The sequence below is a fragment of the Priestia endophytica DSM 13796 genome (assembly GCF_900115845.1).
GTDB lineage: Bacteria > Bacillota > Bacilli > Bacillales > Bacillaceae_H > Bacillus_I > Bacillus_I endophytica.
The window spans coordinates 16876-38422 of the sequence record NZ_FOXX01000024.1 but is presented as its reverse complement, the minus strand read 5'-3'; the positions used below and the strand labels follow the sequence as shown (position 1 = coordinate 38422).

The 21547-nt window shown below is 39.0% G+C and carries 17 protein-coding genes and 1 pseudogene; 16 read left to right on the top strand and 2 right to left on the bottom strand.

Going from position 1 to position 21547, the window contains the following annotated elements; all coding sequences use genetic code 11:
- Positions 1-46: 46 nt before the first annotated feature.
- The 7 genes and pseudogenes from BM012_RS24100 to BM012_RS24070 all read left to right on the top strand — a co-directional run bounded on the left by BM012_RS24100 (position 47) and on the right by BM012_RS24070 (position 8088).
- Positions 47-328: a heterocycloanthracin/sonorensin family bacteriocin gene (locus BM012_RS24100; RefSeq protein WP_074842922.1), complete on the top strand. Its 282-nt coding sequence runs from the start codon at positions 47-49 to the stop codon at positions 326-328.
- 158 nt (positions 329-486) lie between these two features.
- Complete coding sequence (locus BM012_RS24095) at positions 487-2442, top strand: putative thiazole-containing bacteriocin maturation protein (RefSeq protein WP_061802653.1); 1956 nt, start codon at positions 487-489, stop codon at positions 2440-2442.
- Positions 2439-4385 (top strand): TOMM precursor leader peptide-binding protein, encoded by a 1947-nt coding sequence (locus tag BM012_RS24090; RefSeq protein ID WP_061802654.1) that lies wholly within the window; start codon positions 2439-2441, stop codon positions 4383-4385. The genes BM012_RS24095 and BM012_RS24090 overlap by 4 nt, the downstream gene beginning before the upstream one ends.
- Before the next feature lie 21 nt (positions 4386-4406).
- The gene (locus BM012_RS24085) at positions 4407-5984 is read left to right on the top strand and encodes a SagB family peptide dehydrogenase (protein ID WP_061802655.1); all 1578 of its coding nucleotides are present in this window, start codon (positions 4407-4409) and stop codon (positions 5982-5984) included.
- A 226-nt stretch (positions 5985-6210) separates the two neighbouring features.
- Positions 6211-6276 (top strand): annotated as a pseudogene (gene rpsI / locus BM012_RS24080) (30S ribosomal protein S9); the annotation flags it as partial.
- Between the two features lie 384 nt (positions 6277-6660).
- Positions 6661-7008, top strand: coding sequence for a hypothetical protein (locus tag BM012_RS24075; RefSeq protein WP_197232386.1), 348 nt, complete (start codon positions 6661-6663; stop codon positions 7006-7008).
- Positions 7009-7038: 30 nt separating this feature from the next.
- Entirely contained in the window at positions 7039-8088 is a 1050-nt protein-coding gene (locus tag BM012_RS24070; RefSeq protein ID WP_061802656.1) for an LLM class flavin-dependent oxidoreductase, read from the top strand.
- A gap of 31 nt (positions 8089-8119) precedes the next feature.
- Here the strand turns inward: BM012_RS24070 and BM012_RS24065 are convergent, their stop codons facing one another.
- Positions 8120-10660 (bottom strand): tetratricopeptide repeat protein, encoded by a 2541-nt coding sequence (locus tag BM012_RS24065; protein WP_061802657.1) that lies wholly within the window; start codon positions 10658-10660, stop codon positions 8120-8122.
- Between the two features lie 241 nt (positions 10661-10901).
- Between BM012_RS24065 and BM012_RS24060 the strand changes: the two genes are divergently transcribed.
- From BM012_RS24060 to BM012_RS24045, 4 genes are all read left to right on the top strand, one after another.
- The gene (locus BM012_RS24060) at positions 10902-11963 is read left to right on the top strand and encodes an NAD(P)-dependent alcohol dehydrogenase (protein WP_061802658.1); all 1062 of its coding nucleotides are present in this window, start codon (positions 10902-10904) and stop codon (positions 11961-11963) included.
- Positions 11964-12053: 90 nt separating this feature from the next.
- Entirely contained in the window at positions 12054-13454 is a 1401-nt protein-coding gene (locus tag BM012_RS24055; RefSeq protein ID WP_061802659.1) for a glycoside-pentoside-hexuronide (GPH):cation symporter, read from the top strand.
- 55 nt (positions 13455-13509) lie between these two features.
- Entirely contained in the window at positions 13510-14493 is a 984-nt protein-coding gene (locus BM012_RS24050) for a carbohydrate kinase family protein (protein ID WP_061802660.1), read from the top strand.
- A 214-nt stretch (positions 14494-14707) separates the two neighbouring features.
- On the top strand, positions 14708-15478 hold the full coding sequence (locus BM012_RS24045) for an SDR family NAD(P)-dependent oxidoreductase (protein ID WP_061802661.1): 771 nt from the start codon (positions 14708-14710) through the stop codon (positions 15476-15478).
- 315 nt (positions 15479-15793) lie between these two features.
- Here the strand turns inward: BM012_RS24045 and BM012_RS24040 are convergent, their stop codons facing one another.
- Positions 15794-16246, bottom strand: coding sequence for an Lrp/AsnC family transcriptional regulator (locus tag BM012_RS24040; protein ID WP_061802662.1), 453 nt, complete (start codon positions 16244-16246; stop codon positions 15794-15796).
- Positions 16247-16525: 279 nt separating this feature from the next.
- Here BM012_RS24040 and BM012_RS24035 point away from each other — a divergent pair, with 279 nt between their 5' ends.
- The 5 genes from BM012_RS24035 to BM012_RS24015 all read left to right on the top strand — a co-directional run bounded on the left by BM012_RS24035 (position 16526) and on the right by BM012_RS24015 (position 21540).
- Positions 16526-16918 carry a thioesterase family protein gene (locus tag BM012_RS24035; protein ID WP_061802663.1) on the top strand — a complete coding sequence of 131 codons (393 nt, stop codon included), beginning with the start codon at positions 16526-16528 and terminating at the stop codon, positions 16916-16918.
- Positions 16919-16986: 68 nt separating this feature from the next.
- Positions 16987-18126 (top strand): Leu/Phe/Val dehydrogenase, encoded by a 1140-nt coding sequence (locus BM012_RS24030; RefSeq protein WP_061802664.1) that lies wholly within the window; start codon positions 16987-16989, stop codon positions 18124-18126.
- A gap of 28 nt (positions 18127-18154) precedes the next feature.
- The gene (gene pdhA, locus BM012_RS24025; protein WP_061802665.1) at positions 18155-19222 is read left to right on the top strand and encodes a pyruvate dehydrogenase (acetyl-transferring) E1 component subunit alpha; all 1068 of its coding nucleotides are present in this window, start codon (positions 18155-18157) and stop codon (positions 19220-19222) included.
- A complete protein-coding gene (locus tag BM012_RS24020; RefSeq protein WP_061802666.1) occupies positions 19222-20244 on the top strand; it encodes an alpha-ketoacid dehydrogenase subunit beta in 1023 nt (340 codons plus the stop codon). Before pdhA ends, BM012_RS24020 begins: the two co-directional genes overlap by 1 nt.
- Positions 20245-20256: 12 nt before the next feature.
- On the top strand, positions 20257-21540 hold the full coding sequence (locus BM012_RS24015) for a dihydrolipoamide acetyltransferase family protein (protein ID WP_074842921.1): 1284 nt from the start codon (positions 20257-20259) through the stop codon (positions 21538-21540).
- Positions 21541-21547: the final 7 nt, after the last annotated feature.

Here is a 21547-nt window from a genome sequence, read left to right as displayed (position 1 = left end):
TTAAATTGCTGACACCTTTGTTAATTTATTTGAGGAGGAAAAGAAAATGAATGATTTCCAAAATGAACTTCAAATGTTGAATGTTGGTGATTTCCAAGCGACTCAGGCAGTCACTTGGGATCAAAATCAGTACTATACCGATCAGGATCGACAATTTGTTGGTGTGGGATTTGGTTTTGGCCGATGCTTTAACTGTTTTAACTGTTTTAACTGCTTTAGTTGCTTCCGTTGTTTTAACTGCTTTAGTTGTGCTCGTTGCTCACGTTGCTCACGTTGCTCACGTTGCTCCAGATGTAGCGGCGGTGGCCGTTGTGGTGGCGGCAGCTAAGCCGATTAGTAGTTTATTCTTCTATTTGAGAAGGTCCCCTGCATTGTTGCAGGGGTCTTTCTCTATAAGATAAGACATAACGGACAAATTGCTGTACATACGATGATAGTGGTAGTGTTATTGAACATTTATGGTTACAAGGGGTAAGGAGGAGAGAGATGACAAATTTGAACCCTTCTATGCGTTTGAAAGTGAAGAGGGACACGTTCTATCTCCCTGAACCAAACAGAGGTGTGTATTTTCGAAACAACTTAAGTTCATTCCGTATCGAAGGCAGTGGGATCGATCAGTGGATTGAAAAGTTGTTACCGATGTTCAATGGGGAGTATACTTTAGGGAGTTTGACTAACGGTTTGTCTGGACCATATCGGGATCGGGTATATGAAATTGCAGAAGTGCTGTATACGAATGGGTATGTTCGAGATTTAAGCCAGGACCTTCCGCATCAATTGTCGGATTATCACCTTAAAAAGCATGCATCTCAAATTGAATTTGTGGATAATTTAGTTGGTTCTGGAGCGGCCCGTTTTCAAGCTTTTCGTCAGAACAAAGTGCTGGCAGTTGGCTCTGGTCCTATTTTAAATTCATTGGTCTCTTCGTTGATTGAATCTGGTTTGACTAAGGTCCGGGTGCTAATCACAGACGAGGTTCCGACCAATAGACAGAGGTTAAAAGAACTTGTGGAACATGCACGAAAAATAGACCCAGAGGTTGACTTAAAGGAGATTCCACAAAAGAAGGAGGGGTGGCGAGAAATAGTGAAGCCCTTTGATTCGATTTTGTATGTGAGTCAGGAGGGTGAACTAGAGAAACTTAGACAGCTTCATATAGTTTGCAGGGAAGAGAAGAAAATGTTTCTCCCCGCTATATGCCTGCAACAGGTAGGTTTAGCAGGTCCATTAGTACATCCAGATTCCGAGGTGTGTTGGGAGACAGCATGGCGCCGTTTACACCATTCTGCCTTATTCAAAAATGAGCAACCCCCTGCCTTCTCTGCCACTCCAGGCTCGTTGTTAGCCAATGTAATCGTATTTGAATTGTTTAAAGAGGTTACAGGAGTCATAGGATTGGAACAGAAGAATAGGATTTTTCTTCTGGATTTAGATACATTAGAGGGAAACTGGCATTCATTTTTATCTCATCCACTGGTAACAAGTGGTATATCTGCAGAATGGGTTGAAGATGTCGGAAGCCGTCTCCAAGTAGGCTTAGAGAAAGTTGAGTCAGGTAAATTACTTCTTTATTTCAACCAGTTGACATCAGAGGAATTGGGAATCTTCCATATTTGGGAGGAGGGAGATTTAAAGCAGCTTCCGTTAGCTCAGTGCCGCGTTCAGGCAGTCGACCCGTTGTCGGATGGACCAGCTGAGTTGATGCAAGACATTGTCTGTTCAGGTTTGACTCATGAGGAGGCAAGAAGAGAAGCAGGACTAACTGGGATTGAAACGTATGTGTCACGAATGGTCAGTTTAATCGTTAATACTCTGCCACTAAATAAAAATGTTGATGGAAGTGTAGTAGTACCGGAGGACATTGTCGGGGTTGGAGCTGGTGAATCTTTTGTGGAAGGTGTTGGCCGTGGGTTGCAAAAGTGTTTGGCAGAGGAGCTTAGCAAGCAACAACTTAATCAAAAGTATTCTGTCTCTCGAGTACAGTTGAGTTTTATAGAAGATGAGAGATGTCGGTTCTATTTAGAGGCACTGACTACGATGCAGGGAGCACCAATTATCGGAAGAGGAAAGGAAGTATTCGGTTTTCCTGTAGTATGGGTAGGTACAAAAGATGGATGGTATGGTAGTGCAGATTTAAATATAACAATGGCATTACAGAAGGCATTACAGCAGGCACTTATCAAAGTGCAAAACAAATCGAATACCTCTAATGAACTAGCTTGTGAGGTAACGTCCGTACTTTTGGAAAACAAAATGCCAGTTAGTCTTAGCATTCCTGCGTGTGAAGAGAAGATACAAGCGGACGTCTTACAGGGAGCTATGGAAATATTGGAACAAAACGGAAAACGGGTCTTAGTATTTGAATTAGGGATTGAACCTGTTTTTAAAGAGCAACTAGACGGAGTGTTTGGTGTTTTGCTGCGAGAGGAGGGATCACATTGAGTTCCTTCGTGTTGGTTGTCGGAGAAGGGGTGCTAGCGGACCTTGTAAGCGAAGAACTGTCAGCACACCATCTAGTTATTCGTAAGCCCAATTTTGACGAAGGCGTTCCAAAAAATATTGATTTGGCCCTTTTTTTGGATGACGATTGGGAACCCTCTGTTCACCAAAAGGCGGAAGAAGTGTTACGAAAGACTGGTACCCCCTGGCTCAGAGGCTTCGTTTCATTTGGAGAAGGTGTAGTTGGTCCGCTCGTACGACCAGGTGCAGCAGGTTGCTCTCAATGTGCGGACATGAGACGTCTCATGGGAGGATGTGACCGCACAGAGATGTGGCAGGTGAAACAGAGGCTGGCTGTGACCGGAGGAATGGGAAGTGACCCGTGGGCTTCAAGTATCGGACTTTTGCAAATGGCTTACCTGATTGGGGTTGAGGTACAGAATTTATTACAAGGTGATCAGGCTTATTCGGAAGGTAAGATATGTCTAATTGACTTGAAAACACTGAAGAGCTCATGGCATTCTTTTCTGCCCAACCCATTGTGTTCGGTCTGTGGTCGATTACCCGACGATTCACAGACATTATCCCGAATTTCACTGCAGCCAAGCCTGAAACTCAGTTCCAGTATTTTCCGATGCCGTCAGTTGGATGAGATGAAAAAAGTTATTGTTAAAGACTATCTGGATAATCGTACCGGCCTTTTGAATAGTAAAATGTATGACCTAGTGACTCCATTTGCTGATGCGAGCGTCAATCTTCCTATGTTTGCCGGGGATGAGGGAACAGCTGGCCGGACTCATTCATACGCAGAAAGTGTGTTGACAGCCATTTTAGAGGGATTGGAGCGGCACTGCGGTTTAGAACCACGTGGTAAACGGACAGTGATCTATGATAGTTTTCGTAACCTGAAAAATCAAGCGCTCAATCCATTGAAGGTAGGCGTCCATGCAAAAGAACAATATGCGCAGCCTAGTTTTCCATTTAAATCGTTCGATCCTGATCGTTCTATTAATTGGGTATGGGGTTATTCGTTGTTAGAAGGGCGTCCAATTCTAGTTCCAGAACTCCTTGCCTATTACAGTGTTGGATGTGGGTCACAAGGTTTTATCTATGAAACTTCCAATGGATGTGCGCTAGGAGGAAGTTTAGAGGAGGCCATTTTTTATGGAATTATGGAAGTGGTCGAGCGTGATTCATTCCTGATGACTTGGTACGCGAAGCTGAACCTTCCGCGACTGGATCCTTTTACAGCTGACGACCAGGAATTGGAGTTAATGGTCGGACGGATGCGAGCGGTCGCTGGGTATGATTTATATTTGTATAACTCCACGATGGAACACGGTATTCCAAGTATTTGGGCAATTGCTAAAAACAGAAAGGAAAAGGGATTGAATCTCATCTGTGCGGCCGGAGCTCATCTGGATCCAGTACGGGCAGTGAAAAGCGCAGTTCAAGAGCTTGCTGGTATGATGCTGAACCTTGATGAAAAATTTGAGGCGAACCAGGAGGAGTATGAAAGAATGCTGCATGATTCTTCACTAGTGCGGCAGATGGATGACCACGGCATGCTGTACGGTTTGCCGCAAGCAGAAGAGCGCTTAAGCTTTTTGCTTGACGACAATGGCCCAATGCGATCTTTTAAAGAGGAGTTTAAGTGGAAGTCAAATCATAGGGATCTTACCGATGATTTGCAAGACATCCTTCAGGTGTTCCGTCAGTTAAACCTTGATGTAGTTATAATAGACCAGACGACGCCGGAAACGATACGAAACGGATTGTATTGCGTAAAAGTACTGATTCCGGGGATGTTGCCGATGACATTCGGGCATCACCTTACCCGCTTGACGGGACTTGAGAGGGTATTCCGAATCCCTATGGAGCTTGGGTATACGAATAAACCATTGACACCCGAACAACTCAATCCACATCCCCATCCGTTTCCATAAGAAGTGATTAGGAGGTATAGGATGAGCCTGGAAGAATTTCTATACAATCTGCATTTTGATATTGATAAGGCAAATCAGCCGAACTGGGAAGCGGATTGGGAGGATGCACCACTGGCATATAAACTTTATCGTGGATTACCGGTTGTTCCACTGTCCACGGAAGTACCGCTGACGCTTACTAGAGGAGGACCTCCCGCAAGATTGGACCTTAATAGAGTCAGTCATTTTCTCTGGTATGTATTCGGTTTTACTCAATTGAGCCAATCAGCCTTTCCAATGGATTCCACGGAGCAAGATTCCTACCCTTTGCAGTCGTATCGGCGGTTTGCTCCTTCTGGTGGAGCGTTGTACCCTAACGAATTGTACGTATATTTGAAGGTAGAGGGACTCCCTGATGGAGTCTACCATTATGATGTAGCACACCATAGCCTGGTATTGCTGCGGGAAGGGAATTTCGATTCCTATTTAGCCAGAGCTTTAGGCAATCGGTGTGATATCTCCTCGTGTTTTGGTATTGTCTTTGTGTCTACAATGTTCTGGAAAAATTTCTTTAAATACAACAACTTTGCATACCGACTCCAAGGGTTGGATGCTGGTGTGCTGATTGGACAATTAATGGAGGTAGCGAAACGGTTTGGCTTCGCCTCAGGGGTTTACTTTCAATTTCTTGATACCGCAATCAATCATCTGCTTGGACTATCCGAGCAGGAGGAGAGCGTATATAGTATAATCCCACTATCGGTGGAAGCCACCATTTGGTCTCCTACCGGAAGGGACCTATACGAAGATATTATATCGGAGGAATTGAGACAAGAGCTGCCAGCGATTCAACCAGAACATTTCGAGCGGTCACTTAGTGTTAAAGAATATCCAATGATAACTGCGATGAACGCAGCTTCTAAGCTGGATTCCACACGTTCATTTCGGGTGATCGGGGGGAGGGGAACTGCGGAACGTAGGGATCCCGCGGTGGCATTGCCTAAAATAGAGCCCCTGTCGTATGATCTGGCCGAGGCATGCGGAAATCGGTTTTCTCCCGACATGGATTTCGTGTTGAGGATGGTGAGTCAACAACAACTGGCCACCCTTCTCCTAGAAGCAACGGCTTCTTTTTTATACCGAAATGATTTGGATGTAGTATATAGGAGTAACGTCCCTCGTGTAACAATTTACAGTTGTTTATATAATGTTGAAGGTATTTCAAATGGGGCGTATTATTATGACAGCACAGAACACATGTTAAGAGAAATATGCCCAGGGGACCATCGACTCCATTTACAGACTGGGATGTCTCTGGATAATGTGAATTTGCTCCAGGTACCACTTTGCCTGCATGTAGCTGGTGACAAGGAATTTTATAAAACAGAACTAGGATACAGGGGCTATCGAATCCAACAGATGGAAGCAGGCATGCTCGTGCAACGATTGCTTTTGGCAGCACAAGCTCTCGGGATGGGAGGGCATCCGCTTCTTGGATTTGATGCGAATTTGAGTGATGAACTCTATAAAATGGATCAACAAGGAAGGACCAGCCTAATCCAAATTCCAATTGGTCCCTATCGCCCTCGTCCTTGGCTGAGGGGAAGTTTGCACAGCTGATGAAGGTATAGGGCAATATGTACTTAGTTGTAGGTTAAGAAAACTACTCCCATTAAAGTGTCCATATACTCCACATAAAATGAAATAACACCCATATTTAAAACAGCACTCCACCATCTGGCAAGTGCTGTTTCTTTTTAACTTGGTTTTAATAGCGAAAAAAGCCTGATAAATCAGGTTTTTAGTAAATCATTTTATTTCTAATTTTTTCATATTTAATATATAAATGAAAGAACGTAAAAAATACGGTCTTAAAGGCGCTCGGCGTGCACCTCAGTTCTCAAAACGTTAATTTTACGTTTTGCAAAACCCTTTCTCAGATCTCCGAGAAAGGGTTTTTTTATTTAAACAAATTCCTCTTCTTTAACAATGTATGCAATAGTATTAAAAACTAGCCGTTGTTTCTTTAACTACAAGTTAGTATTTTAAAACACATGAGTATATTGCTTTTTTATTGGCACCTGAGGCATTATTATTAAGATTACAGTGTTAATTAGAATACACAAAAGTGGAAAGGTGAAATACATTTTACTTTTATTTATGACAGGTACGGAATCTATGAATACTCTTTCCAATACATATAAGTTATTGCTACTTGTAAGGTCTGTAAATGCCGTTGTTGGAGCTTCTATGCAAGATAATATAAAGGCTAAATAACCAAAGGAGAAGAACGGTAATGAGTAAAATTATAGAAGATGAACATTATTACAATAACTGCTACAAATTTAGAGACGATATATTAGAATTTGAACGAGTATATATGGTGGATGAGTACCAATTTAATAAAGAGACGTATGAAATGCTAGGGAAGGTATACAAGATCTTGCCATGTTATTTAAGAGATCATGTTGATTCCCCTCATTGGTATGGTTGTGAAGAGAAAGGGGATCAATACTTTATTAGTGTTTCATTTGAAATGTCTGGACTACAATTCTGGGGGAAAGTGCCCATTACACAATTTTCACAATGGGAAAAAGCTTTGCATGAGGGGATAGAAGACTTTCCTTTTAAATATCAATCATAAAGACCGTGATTCTGAAGGAGGATACGATAAATGGAGATAGGAATTAGCACCTTTGTAGAAACAACTCCAGATGTAAGGACAGGAGAAGTAATCAGTCATGCACAACGAATTCGAGAAGTGGTAGAGGAAATTGTTCTGGCAGATCAAGTTGGATTAGACGTATTTGGGGTAGGAGAACATCATCGGGAAGACTATGCTGCTTCTTCTCCTGCTGTTATATTGGCAGCAGCGGCTTCACAGACCGAGAATATTCGCTTAACAAGCGCTGTGACTGTTCTTTCCTCAGCAGATCCTGTTCGCGTTTTTCAAGACTTTGCAACACTTGACGGCATTTCAAATGGGCGTGCTGAGATTATGGCAGGGAGAGGGTCTTTTATTGAGTCATTTCCGCTCTTTGGTTATGATTTAAGAGATTATGAAGAACTGTTTGATGAAAAGTTAGATTTGCTCTTAAAGCTACAAATGTCTGAGAAGATTACATGGAGCGGAAAGCATAGACCAGCTATTGAGAATTTAGGTGTCTACCCAAGGCCTGTTCAAAAACCGTTACCAATTTGGATTGGAAGTGGAGGAAACCAAGAGTCTGTTGTAAGAGCAGGGCTTCTTGGTCTTCCACTTGTGTTGGCGATTATCGGGGGCAGCCCACTTCATTTTGCTCCGCTTGTGGAGCTATATAAAAAAGCAGCAGAGCATGCAGGTCATGACTCATCTAAATTAAAAGTGGCTTCCCATTCTCATGGGTTTATTGCAGATGATACAGAAACAGCTGCTGATAAGTTTTTCCCTCCTACACAATATGCGATGAACAAACTTGGAAAAGAACGTGGTTGGGGACCTTATAACCGCTCAAGCTTTGATGCGGCCCGAAGTTTTGAAGGAGCTCTTTACGTAGGGGATGCAGATACAGTAGCGGAGAAAATCATTCACTTGCGTAAGAACGTTGGGATAGAACGCTTTATGCTTCATGTTCCAGTTGGGACAATGCCACATGAAGATGTCATGAGAGCCATTGAACTTTTGGGGACAAAAGTAGCGCCAAAAGTGAAGGAAGAGGTTGCTCGTTGGGAATCCGTCCAATAGGAAAGGTTCAAAATACACATATAAGGGATGGCTAGATGCCATCCCTTATATGTGTATTTTTTAGTAAGTTTTCATTTATTGATTTATGAAATTTCTCTACTTCTTGACGGATATTAATAGTTGGTTCCCATGAGTGAATTAAGTCAATGACTTTTTCATTTAAATCATATGCTTCCTTGTACTTTCTTTTTCGAGCAAGTATTTGAGCTTTGCCATAATAGCAGTAGATAAGCTCAATTTGATTTGGTTTATTTTGATTATAAAGAAGGTTATTGAACATCTTTTCTGCTTTTTCATAGAAATCGCAATGCATATAGGCTAATCCTAGGTTGAAATATGCTTCAATCGTTTTTTCGCCTCCATATAACATGCTCTTCTCATTTGCTAATTCATAAAAATGAATAGCTTCTTTATAATTTTTAGTCAGTAAACAAAAGTCTCCTTGCATTAATAAAACGCGATGTTTGATAACAGGTACAACAGGGACATTATATATCTTCTTTAATATTTTCTTTGCTTCTTCTATCCGGTCTATTTTTAAAAAAAATTTTGATTTTAAAGCAAGTCCCCAAATCTTAAGATCGTGCGCTTCTTGATGAATCTCATCTGTTGCTTTTAATATGCGGAGTCCTTCTTCTATTTGACTATATGCCTCTTCTAACTTATTGACTTCCATAAGGGCCCATCCAATGATATCAATTCGAATTAAAGCCTCAGAAACTTTATCATTCAGTTGATGAGCGTAATCAGCAGCCTCTAACCCATACTGAATTCTTAGCGGTAGGTTAACCCGACTTAGAAAATGGCTGAGACGGATGATTAAATTCATTACTAATTCTTTCTCAGCATGATTACTTGCCCATTCTAAAACTTTTAAAATATTAGGCCATTCTTGTTTAATTTTATCTAAATCTCGTCCAAGTAAATAGCTCCAATATATGAATTGTGGTTTTTCCCGTTTTAAATGGGTATCTAAATACTCAATATAATACTGGCTCCAACGCTTTCTTGAGTTTTTCTTAAAATCCTCATCAGCATCTAAATGTTGTTTACCATAAGTTACTACTGTTTGATGTGCTAAATAATGTGGTTTATCCCCAATATAATTCTGTTGTACAAGAGCATGAGTACGCAGCTTCTCAACAGCATAATGAAATCTTCGAGAGTCCAACCCAGCGGCTGTAGCCCAACTTTTCTCGTCGGGGGGTCTATGAAAGAAACATAGCACTTGCCATAGCCGTTGAGTATCTTCATTACACTTTCCCCATGTACTGCCAAATAAAAAATCAAATAGCTCAACAAGGGAGTAACCGGCATTTCTTATTTTTTGGATAAGTTGTTCAACAGGGATATTATTATCTAGAATATAAGCAATGCTAAGTGATAGTGCTTTAGGATTGCCAGCAGTAGCTAAAATAAGCTCCTTTTGAACATTTAGAGGAATACTCGATAATTGCTCTATCTTTGTTTTTTTGTTTGAGGAAAGGTAAGTTTGGATATGTCGACTTATTTCATAAGAGAAGAAATCCGATGCTTCCTCCTCCTCAAACCCTTTAAGTTGAATCGTATTTATTTCTAAAAAGCCTGCTTTATATTTTTGATTTAAATTTTCACGAGCGGTTAAAATGACCTTCACTCCTTGAGGAAGGCCCATGACAAACTCGTAAATCTCACTTTCAGCTGTGTCGATACTATCTACAATAAGAAGTAGAGGTTGTTGTTGAGAATAAATTGCTAAGACATTTCGAACAACAAGGCGTTTTTCTGCAATAGATTTGTCAATTTGCTCTGCACGTCCTAGCTGGTAGGCAATCGTATCTAAGAAGTCATTAAAACTTAATCCTTTCCAATCACCATTAATCCAAATAATATGTTTAAATACAGGCCAATCCTGGTTTCTGTTTATCTGTTCAATACATAAATATGCGGCTTCAAGGGCTATTGTAGTTTTGCCCATGCCTGCCCATCCTGCAATAAGACAAACTGGAGAAGGAGAATGAATCCATTGTCTAATAACTTCTAGTTCATGGTGACGACCAATAAATTGTCCTGATCCGCGGGTAGGCAAGTTATGCATTAACGGCTCTTCCTTTAGCTCAGGCTTTGGATGAGAGGGAGGGGAATCAAATAGTTTTGAAATAACCTCGTTGATTTCTCCTTCATTTGGTGGACCAAATGAAGAATCACTTCTCAATATCTTTGCTTTCCTAAAACAAGAAGCTACCCAAACAGGAATTGGTGGTGTAATAGTAGGAATTGAAGTTGTTGCTAATACATTTGTGAACCATTCTTTGTTCATATACTCTTCCTTGATAATAGTCCACAGGATCCCAAAAAGTTTTCCATCGTCTATCCGTCCTGGAATATATTTTAAACCCATTTGTCCCATCCAACTCTTAATGGTGTTAGAAGACACACCTATTTGATACGCAATCTTATCTAAATAAGATTGACCTAGAGAAGCGCTCTCACTTCTGTTTCTTTTTATTTTGTAATTAGGGTGATGCTTTAATGACTTAACACCCTTTGATAGCAAGGCGGCAAACTCCTCATGCTGTTCAAGTTCAGCCATATTGCCCACTCCTGTCTTGGTTATAAAATGAAAAGTACAGTGTGACTGTACTTTTATACAGCGTAAAAGGCTACTGTACATCTAGATGAATATATAGAATGAAATTGTATAATACAGATTCCAAAATGTATGCACTTACATCATAATTCTAGGGAGTATTATAGTCAACTTGAGAAACGAAGAGTGTTATACAGAAAAGGGATTCATATTCTTAACTCTTTTATTAGAAAGGAAAATGATGATGACTAACAATGTACCTACAACAATGAAAGCAGCGGTTATGCATAGTATAAGAGATATTCGGATTGAAACTTTACCAGTGCCACAAATAAAGGATGATGAGGTTTTAGTTAAAGTAATGGCTGTGGGAATTTGTGGTTCCGATTTACATTACTATACAGATGGACGAATTGGTCACTATAAAGTAGAAAAACCAATTATTCTTGGCCATGAATGCGCAGGAGAAGTAGCCGCTATTGGAGCTAATGTTAATCGAGTGAGAGTTGGGGATCGTGTTGCAGTTGAACCTGGTGTCACTTGTGGGACATGTGAAGCCTGTAAGGAAGGAAGATATAATCTTTGTCCAGATGTAGAGTTTTTAGCAACCCCTCCTGTTGATGGAGCATTTGTTCAATATATAAAAATGAGACAGGACTTTGTTTTTCAAATTCCAGATACTCTTTCATATGAAGAAGCAGCTTTAATTGAACCTTTTTCAGTAGGAATTCATGCAGCAGCAAGAACAAAGCTTCAAGCAGGCGAGACAGTAGCTATCATGGGAATGGGACCAGTTGGTTTGATGGCTGTTGCAGCAGCTAAAGCAGTTGGGGCACGGAAAATCATCGTGACAGACTTAGAACCATTGCGACTTAAAGCGGCAAAGGAAATGGGAGCAACACATACGATTAATGTTGCAGAACAAAATCCTATTGATGAAATTAGCAAGATTACAAATGGTAAGGGCGTAGACGTTGCGTGGGAAACAGCGGGAAATCCAGCCACCCTTCAATCTGCGCTCTCCTCATTACAGCGTGGTGGGAGACTTGCTATTGTAGGGTTGCCTGCTCAAAACGAAATTCCTCTTAATATTCCATTTATCGCAGATAATGAAGTTGATATTTACGGTATCTTCCGTTATGCCAACACATATCCAAAAGGAATTAACTTTCTCTCTTCAGGGATAGTTGACGCTAAAAAATTAGTTACTGATCAATACGGATTAGAGGATACGATGGAAGCTATGGAACGAGCACTCAACCATAAAAATGAATGTTTAAAAATTGTTGTGTATCCAAATCAATAAATAGAGAAGGGAAAAGAAGGACGCAGGTTAATATCTTTTAATCTGCATAACAAAACATCACAATGAAAACGGATTCTAGGGGTGTAGTTTATGATAGAGAGGGAACGAACCGCAATAGAAAGGAATTTGAATAAGACGCTTTCTTATTCAAATTCTCGCTTATCATGGATAGAACGATTTGGGTATGGACTTGGTGATATGTCCTACAATATTATCTTTCAGTTCGTGAATGCTTATCTACTTTTTTATTACACAGATATTGGTGGAATCTCACCTGGGATTATTGCAACATTATTTATTGTTGTGCGTGTACTAGATGCTATCTTTGATCCTATAATGGGTGTCATTTTAGATAAAACCAATACAAGATGGGGAAAAGCAAGACCATATTTATTATGGGTTTCAATTCCTTTTGGATTATTCACTGTACTATGTTTTACAACACCGAATTTTGGTGCAAATGGAAACATAGCTTATGCTTATATTACGTATATCCTATTAGGGATGACATTTAGTATGCAAACAATCCCTGTTAATAGTTTAACAGGACGCATCACAAACAACATCCAAGAAAGAACAATATTAACAACAACACGTATGATTCTTGTTTATATTGGAATCCTTCTGTCTATCTCATGTGCAACATCACTTGCAATGGCCTTAGGAGGAGAGAATCAGGCTGTTGGATTTCAATTAACAGCTATCATTTATGCAGCAGTAAGTATTGTTCTAAATCTTACGAGTTTCTTTACCGTTCGAGAGAGAGTTGCACCGAAAAAAAGCAAGAAACACGGTGTTAAGAAAACGCTATCAGTATTATTTAAAAATAAACCATTACTTATTCTAGCTTCATCCTTTTTAGCCTTTGCCATTGGATTTAATATTAAGCTAAGTACAATGGTGTACTACTTTACGTATAATGTTGATCGTAAAGATTTAGTGTTTATGGGAACACTGCTATTTTTCGGAGCAGCTTTAATTAGTAATTTATTTATTCCGTACTTCTCTGATCGGTGGGGAAGAAAGAACGTTATGATCATAACAGCAGCCCTATCGCTGTTTACTTATGCTGGATTGCAGTTAACACCATATTCGTCTCTCACCTTAATCTTTATTTTACTCTTTGCTTCAGGTTTTTTTACAACACCTCTGAATACACTTGCTTGGGGGATGGTTGCAGACTGCGTAGACTATGCCGAATGGAAAACAGGAGTAAGAGCGGATGGAGTAGTAATCTCTAGTATGAGTTTTACAAATAAACTAGGGGTTGCTTTGGCTGGATCGTTTGCAGCACTTTATTTAGGAAAGAACGGATATGTGGCAAATACCGAACAAACCATCACTTCTTTAGATGCTATTAAAAGTATGAATGCATTAGTGCCAGGAGTATTTATACTACTGTCCATTATTATTATTTGTTTCTATCCTTTGAATGAGAAGAAGTATAAAAAGATGATGGAAGAGTTAAATCAAAGACCTTCCCATAAATAAGAAGAAACATATGTTATGCCTTTTTAAAGTCAAAAAATAAAATGAGAGTGATAAAATGCAAAACACCGTAAAGAAAAACTCATCAGTTGTTTGTATTGGGGAGCTATTAATTGATTTCTTTTGTACAGATATTGATGTTGATTTAACAAGAGGAAAACAGTTTTTAAAAAATGCTGGGGGTGCACCTGCTAATGTCTCTGCTGCCATTGCTAAGCTAGGTGGGGATGCCCTATTTAGTGGAAAGGTAGGGGCTGACTCTTTTGGCTACTTTTTAAAACAAACATTAGAGAATCTCAATGTAGATACTTCAATGCTTGTGATGGACAAGGAAGCCATAACAACTCTAGCATTTGTTTCTTTAACAAACGATGGAGAGCGAGATTTCATGTTCCATAGAGGAGCAGATGCGTTGCTAACAATCGATGATATTAATCAGGATAAAATAGATAGTGCTAAGATTCTACACTTTGGGTCTGCAACAGCATTGTTAGAGAATCCTTTTCAAGAGACATATTTAACATTTATGAGAAAGGCTAATGAGGATGGAATATTCACCTCTTTTGATCCAAATTATCGAAGTGACTTGTGGAAAGGAAGAATAGATGAGTTTGTAAATCTTACAAAAGCAGCTATTGCTTTAAGTGACTTTGTTAAAGTAAGCGAAGAAGAATTATACCTTATTACAGACACTACAGATTATTTAGAAGGTATTGATTTTCTTCATGGTCTTGGTGTTAAAATTGTTGCCGTTACGCTAGGTAAAAAGGGGACGCTTCTATCCAATGGGAAGAGAGCAGAGCTTGTTAAAAGCGTTCCAGTCGTTTCCATTGATTCTACAGGAGCAGGAGATGCCTTTGTTGGAGCAACATTATATAGACTAGCAGGTAAGGAAAATCTTGAAGATATTCATATGAATTTTGAACAACTGTACGAAATTATTTCTTTCGCCAATAAAGTAGGAGCTCATGTTTGTACAAAAATAGGGGCAATAGCAGCTTTGCCAAGTATTGAGGAGCTTCATGAATTGAGTATAAGTTAGTTGATGTAGACAGATATATACAAAGACAAAAGACTAAGCAATGCACTATTTCTTTGCTTAGTTTTTTTGTCTTTATTTTCATAACTGCCTCAAATAAGAAGAAAAGGATAAACGTGAGAATGAAAGAATTTAAAGGGTAAATATTATGTAAGAGGTCTTTAGCAGAGCTCGTAAAGCAACATAATAAACGCAGAATATTGGAGGGAGTAACACATTGAAAGCAAACTTTGACTTAACAGGTAAAGTGGCATTTGTTACAGGGGCTGGAAGAGGAATAGGAAGAACAATAGCTGAAGGATTAGCAAATGCTGGAGCTGATGTCATCCTTTTAGCAAGAACGGAAGGTGAAGTTGGAAAAGCAGCGACTGACATTGCCGAAAAAACAGGAAGAACAACTTTGCCGATTGTGTGCGATGTAACGAACAGTTCCTCTATCCAAGAAGCTGTTGATTTTGCTCTTCAGCAATTTCATAAAATTGATATCTTAATTAATAATGCTGGGACAAGTGTGAGAAAGACGAGCTTAGAGCTGTTAGAAGAAGAATGGGACACTGTAATAGATGTAAACTTTAAATCTGTTTTTTTGCTGTCAAGGGCTATTGGAAAACATATGTTGGAACAAAAATGGGGCAGGATTATTAATATAGCTTCTGTTGCTTCTTCTTTAACATTATCCTCTGGAACTCCATATGGACCAAGTAAAGCCGGAGTTGTTCAACTAACACGTCAGTTAGCAAATGAATGGGCTACGGAAGGGGTAACAGTAAATGCGATAAGTCCGTGGTTCTTTAAAACTTCATTGAATGAAGAGGCTTTGGATAATAAGGATTTTAGAACAATGATAGAAAATCGCACCCCTATGAAGAGACTAGGAAATCTTGAAGAATTGCTTACACCTGTTATTATGTTTTGTTCAGATGGAGCAGGCTATATAACAGGACAGAATTTATTTGTAGATGGGGGAGTAACGCATTACGGATTTTAAATCATAACCAAGTAGAAAGAGTCATTTATTACCGTAATAGTTGTTAATTAAGAATGCATCGTAATATTATGATTAAGGAATTCTATATTATTGTAGAGAAAATGCACCAAATCATTATGTTTGGTGCATTTGTTGATTTAAAGTTGTGACTGTTGCCGTTTTAGAACCAAAACTCGGCTTTAAATATGAAAAGATCCCTATCTTATTTTACTTTTTTTACAATTGAAACTTGTTAAGGGAAGATGCCCTCAACTCGTTATTTTTTTGAAATGCGAAAGAATTTTTAGATTTTCTTTCCGTTAATTTTGAGAACTCTTATTCTTGATGAGTTATATCTGGAACAATGCATTTAAAAGGAATGGGGGATGAAAGGACAATAGATGTATTAGCATGACCAAACGGAAGCAGGGAATCTATAAGCTGACTTAAATGCTTCATACTTGAAACAGCAGCTTTCAATAAATAGTTAACAGAACCAGTCAATCGATGGCATTCAATAATATTAGGATTTTCTAAAATCCACTTCTCAAATTCTGAATAAGATTTTATTCGTAGGTCACTTAGCTGGATAAATACAAGAATATCCCTTCCAATGGCTGAAGTAGCCACACGTGCACTAAATCCCTCAATAATGCCTTTTTCTTGTAAGCGCTTTAATCTTTCGGAAATACTTGGACGACTTAGAGATAAACTTTTGGATAATTCACTGATTGTAATACGACCATCTAGTTGAAGAATTTCAAGAAGGCGAATGTCTAATTGATCCACTATATACTCCCCTTTTAAATTGAAGTTAAATGACCAAAAATTTGTACAGAATATAACACTTGTGATCAAAAAAATATTCTTTTTGTTATATAATTCGCTTTAATTATACCTTATCCTTAATGATATAAATATAGTTTTATAATAATTGCATTGTTGAAAGTTCAATTTTACCAATCAAGATTAGGTAATATACACTTTATGAATTTATTGAAGTCACTCTGCTAGAATCTTTTTTCTTAAATAAGCTACTGTTCGGTTCAATAAGAAGGGGGGAAAGAAATGAAAAAAGGATTAGAAGTAGGAGACACTGCTATTGTAACTGATAGAGTAACAAAGGAGATGTTTGCTCAGTTTGAGGGGCAAGTTGTTCACCCAGCTTATTCGACGGTTTCTATGGTTTATCATATGGAATGGGCATCTAGAAAAATTATTTTACCCTATTTAGAAGAAGAGGAAGAAGGAGTTGGTGGAGCTGTATCTGTGAAGCATATTGCACCCACAGCCGAAGGTTCTCTTATAACTGTTGTTGCTACTATAAAGAATATTCAAAGTAACACCATTATCACTAAAGTGGAGGTGCGAAATGAGGAGGAAGTAATTGGCGTAGGAGAAGTCAAACAAGTTATTCTTCCTAAAAGGGAGCTTGAAAAGAAACTGCGTCCTAGAAATTGAATAGCGTAAATTCCATCTTTTTTGAAAGCGTTTTCTATTATAATTGTTGTCATAATGGAGGTATAGTGATGAATGTAATGAAGCAATCTGTCCAAACTACGGAAACTATTTTAGAAAGAACACATGAACATGAACAAATTATTTTTTGTAATGACCCAGAAACAAATTTAAAGGCTATTATTGCTATCCATAATACAACGCTTGGTCCAGCACTGGGTGGTTGCCGTATGCACCCCTATCGCACGGTGGATGAAGCTTTGGAAGATGTGCTTCGTTTATCAAAAGGCATGACATATAAGTGTGCAGCTGCTGATGTAGACTTTGGTGGGGGAAAAGCTGTAATTATCGGTAATCCAGTAACAGATAAAACACCAAATATGTTTAGATCTTTCGGTCAGTTCGTGGATTCTTTAAATGGCCGTTTTTATACAGGTACAGATATGGGAACTTCAACAGATGACTTCATCCATGCTTCAAAAGAGACAAATTGCATTGTTGGAATTCCTGAAGCATATGGGGGAGGCGGTGATTCCTCTATTCCGACAGCTCTTGGAGTTATTTATGGTTTAAAAGCGACAAATAAAGCTGTTTTTAGTACAACTGATCTTTCTGGTAAAACATATATCATTCAGGGGCTGGGGAAAGTCGGTTACAAAGTAGCGGAGCAACTGCTTGAAGCAGGTGCTGATTTATATGTAAGTGACATCAATCAAGAAGCAGTGAAAGCTATTCAAGAACATGCGAAGCAAGTGGGAAGCATTGCTCGCTTTGTAAGCGGAGATGAGGTGTATTCGGTAGATGCTGATATCTTCATTCCTTGTGCGTTCGGGGGAGTTATTAATGATGAAACAATTGAAAAATTAAAAGTAAAAGCAATTGTTGGTTCTGCTAACAATCAGCTTCTTTTAGAAAGTCATGGGAAATTGCTAAAACAAAAAGGAATTTTATATGCTCCTGATTATATCGTAAATGCTGGCGGCTTAATTCAAGTGGCAGATGAACTGTACAACTATAATAAAGAGCGGGTGTTAACGAAAACAAAATCTATTTATACATCATTACTAGAAATTTATAAGGAAGCTGAGCTGGATAATATCACGACTATCGAAGCAGCTAATCGTTTTTGTGAAAAGCGTATAGACGAACGTAGAAAGCAAAATAGCTTCTTCACTCATACAAAGCGTCCTAAGTGGTCTATTCGCAAGTAATAAAAACTTTTATAAATGAGGTGATGATATGAAGTTAGAATTTCCAATATTCCAAATTATTAATGAAGAAGGTCAGTTAACAGATGAAAAGTATAAAGAGAGAATGACAGAGGACCTTGTAAAAAAATTCTACTATAACATGGTTCGAATTCGTACATTTGATCGAAAGGCTATTAGTTTACAGCGACAAGGGAGGCTTGGGACATATGCTCCATTCGAAGGTCAGGAAGCTTCTCAAGTAGGAAGTGCTCTGGCTCTTGAGAAAGATGATTGGGTGTTTCCTACTTATCGTGATCATGGTGCTACGCTGACGTTTGGTGCTAATATGGCTCGTACGTATTTATATTGGAATGGACGTGTGGAGGGCTGTGTGCCTGAAGAGGGGAAAAAGATATTTCCTCCTGCTGTTCCAATTGCTACTCAACTTCCTCATGCAGCAGGCGCTGCAATGGCGGAACAAAGAAAAGGGACGAAAAATGCAGCAATTGCTTATTTTGGTGATGGAGCAACTTCAGAAGGTGATTTTCATGAAGGTTTAAATTTTGCCAGTGTGTTTCAAGCTCCTGTGATCTTTTTTAATCAAAATAACGGCTTTGCTATATCTGTACCAATTGAAAAACAGATGAATTCTAAAACAGTTGCTCAAAAAGCAATTGCCTATGACATGCCAAGTATTCGAGTTGATGGAAATGATGTCTTTGCCGTTTATTTTCAAACTAGAGAAGGGCTTGATCGAGCTCGTAATGGGGGAGGGCCTACTTTAATAGAAGCCATAACATGGCGATATGGGGCTCATACAACCGCGGATGATCCAACTAAATACCGCAATCAATCAGATAGTGATAAAATCCGTGAGGCTCAAGATCCTCTTCTTCGTGTGGAATGCTATATGAAGAGAAACAATTTGTGGGATGAAGAATGGGTAGCCAAAATGATAGGGGAAGTTACAAGTGAAATAGAGCAGGCAATCAAAGAAATGGAAGCCTTTCCAAAACCAAATGTAAATGATTTGTTTGATTATGTATTTGAGAAGCCAGTATGGCCTATTACAAAACAAAAAGAACAATATTTTCAATTAAATGGGAGGGAAGATTGATGGCTATCAGTAGAGAGAAACTAGCGGAAGTCTATGATACAAAAACTCACGAGTTAACTCTTGTTCAGGCTATAACAGATGGTTTGTCTATTATGCTAAAAGAGGATGAAAAAGTTCTTTTGCTTGGTGAGGATATTGGTAAAAACGGAGGAGTATTCCGCGCTACAGATGGTTTACAGGAACAATTTGGAGAAGGAAGGGTCATTGATACACCGCTTAGCGAAGCAGGAATTATTGGTACATCTATTGGTATGGCTATCAATGGATTCAAACCAGTAGCGGAGATGCAGTTTCTTGGATTTATTTATCCTGCATATGAACAAATTATGACCCATGTATCACGTATTCGCATGCGAACGATGGGCCACTATACAGTTCCAATGGTTATCCGTGCTCCATATGGGGCAGGTATTCGTGCTCCAGAAGTTCACTCAGACAGTGTAGAAGCTTTGTTCACACATATGCCTGGTATTAAGGTTGTATGTCCGTCTTCCCCTTATGATGCAAAAGGATTGCTTATTGCAGCAATTGAAGATCCGGATCCTGTTTTATTTTTAGAGTCAATGAGAATCTATCGTTCTACACGTGGAGAAGTGCCAAAGGAAAAATACACCGTCAAGATTGGGAAAGGAAGAAAGCTCAAAGACGGAGATGATGTCACCCTTATTACTTGGGGAGCAATGGTACCTGTTGCAATGAAAGCTGCCCAGCAGGCCGAAAAGCAAGGGATGAAGTGTGATGTTATTGATTTACGCACTTTATATCCCATTGATAAAGACATCATAGCAGAATCGATTCAAAGAACAGGCCGTGCTGTCATTGTCCATGAAGCACATGAAACAGGTGGCTTGGGCAATGATATTGTTTCGATTATTAATGATACTTCCTTTTTGTACATGAAATCACCAATTGAACGTGTAACAGGATTTGATGTGCCAGTTCCATTTTTCGCATTAGAAGATCATTATCTTCCAACTTCTCAGCGAGTATTTAAAGCAATTGAAAAAGTGATGCATTTTTAGGAGGGATGAACAGTGGTTGAAGTAAAACTTCATGACATTGGTGAAGGAATGACAGAGGGAGAAATTATTCACTATTTTGTTAAGGAAGGGGACACGGTCACAGTGGACCAACCTCTTTTAGAAGTTCAAACAGATAAAATGGTTGCAGAGCTTCCTTCTCCAGCCTCAGGGAAAGTTAAAAATATTATCATTGACACAGGTGATACGGTAGAAGTTGGTACAACGCTTCTTGTGCTAGAAACAGAAGAAGGGAAGACTGCAGAGTCAAAAGGAGAGAAGCTATTAGCAGAGCTTTCTTCTGAAAAAATAGAAGAGTTACCAACAACATTAAATCAAGAAGATGCTGTTGCTCAAAAGACTGAAAAAAGGTTTATCATTGCAGCACCTTATACAAGAAAAGTTGCACGTAAGTTTGGTGTAGATATTAATGAAGTTACAGGTACAGGAAAATCAGGGCGTATCACGGTAGAAGATGTGCACCAATTTGTAAAAAATCGTGATGAAGGGTCTTCTTTAGAAGAAAGGCAAGAGACGTTTTCTCAAGTGAGTGAAGAGGAAGCTGAATTAAAACACCACATTCAAAGGCAAGGAGCACAAAATGAAGGAAAAGAAATGATGCCATTTAGGGGGCGTCGTAAACAAATTGCTAAAAAAATGACAAAATCTCTTTATACCATTCCTCATGTTACACACTTTGAGGAGGCGGATTTAACCGAACTGCTTGCTTACCGAAATGATCTAAAGGAAATGAATATGAAGGTTTCCGTCGCTGCTTTCTTTATTAAAGCCATTGCTGTGGCATTAAAGAAATTTCCGGTTTTTAACGCCAAGCTTGATGAAGAAAATGAAGTTATTTGTTTAGAAAAAGAGTATAACATCGGAATTGCTACAGATACAGAAGAAGGCCTAATTGTACCTGTTATTCATCATGCTGATAGATTGTCTGTCCGTCAAATTCATGAAAAACTGAAGGAATTAACAAGAAAGGCACAAGAAGGCAAGCTTACAATGGACGATATGAGAGGAGGAACATTTACAGTTAGTAATGTTGGTCCTTTAGGAAGTATTGGTGCAACTCCAATCATTAATCATCCAGAAACTGGATTAATCGCATTTCATAAGACGAAAAAAATGCCTGTTGTAAGAGAGAACGACGAGATTGTAATTCGATCGATTATGACGATGTCAATGGCGTTTGATCATCGCGTCGCGGACGGCGCTACAGCTGTTGCTTTTACAAATCGCTTCAAGTATCTGATTGAAAACCCAAAGGTATGGCCAATTGAATTAGCTTAAAGAGAAT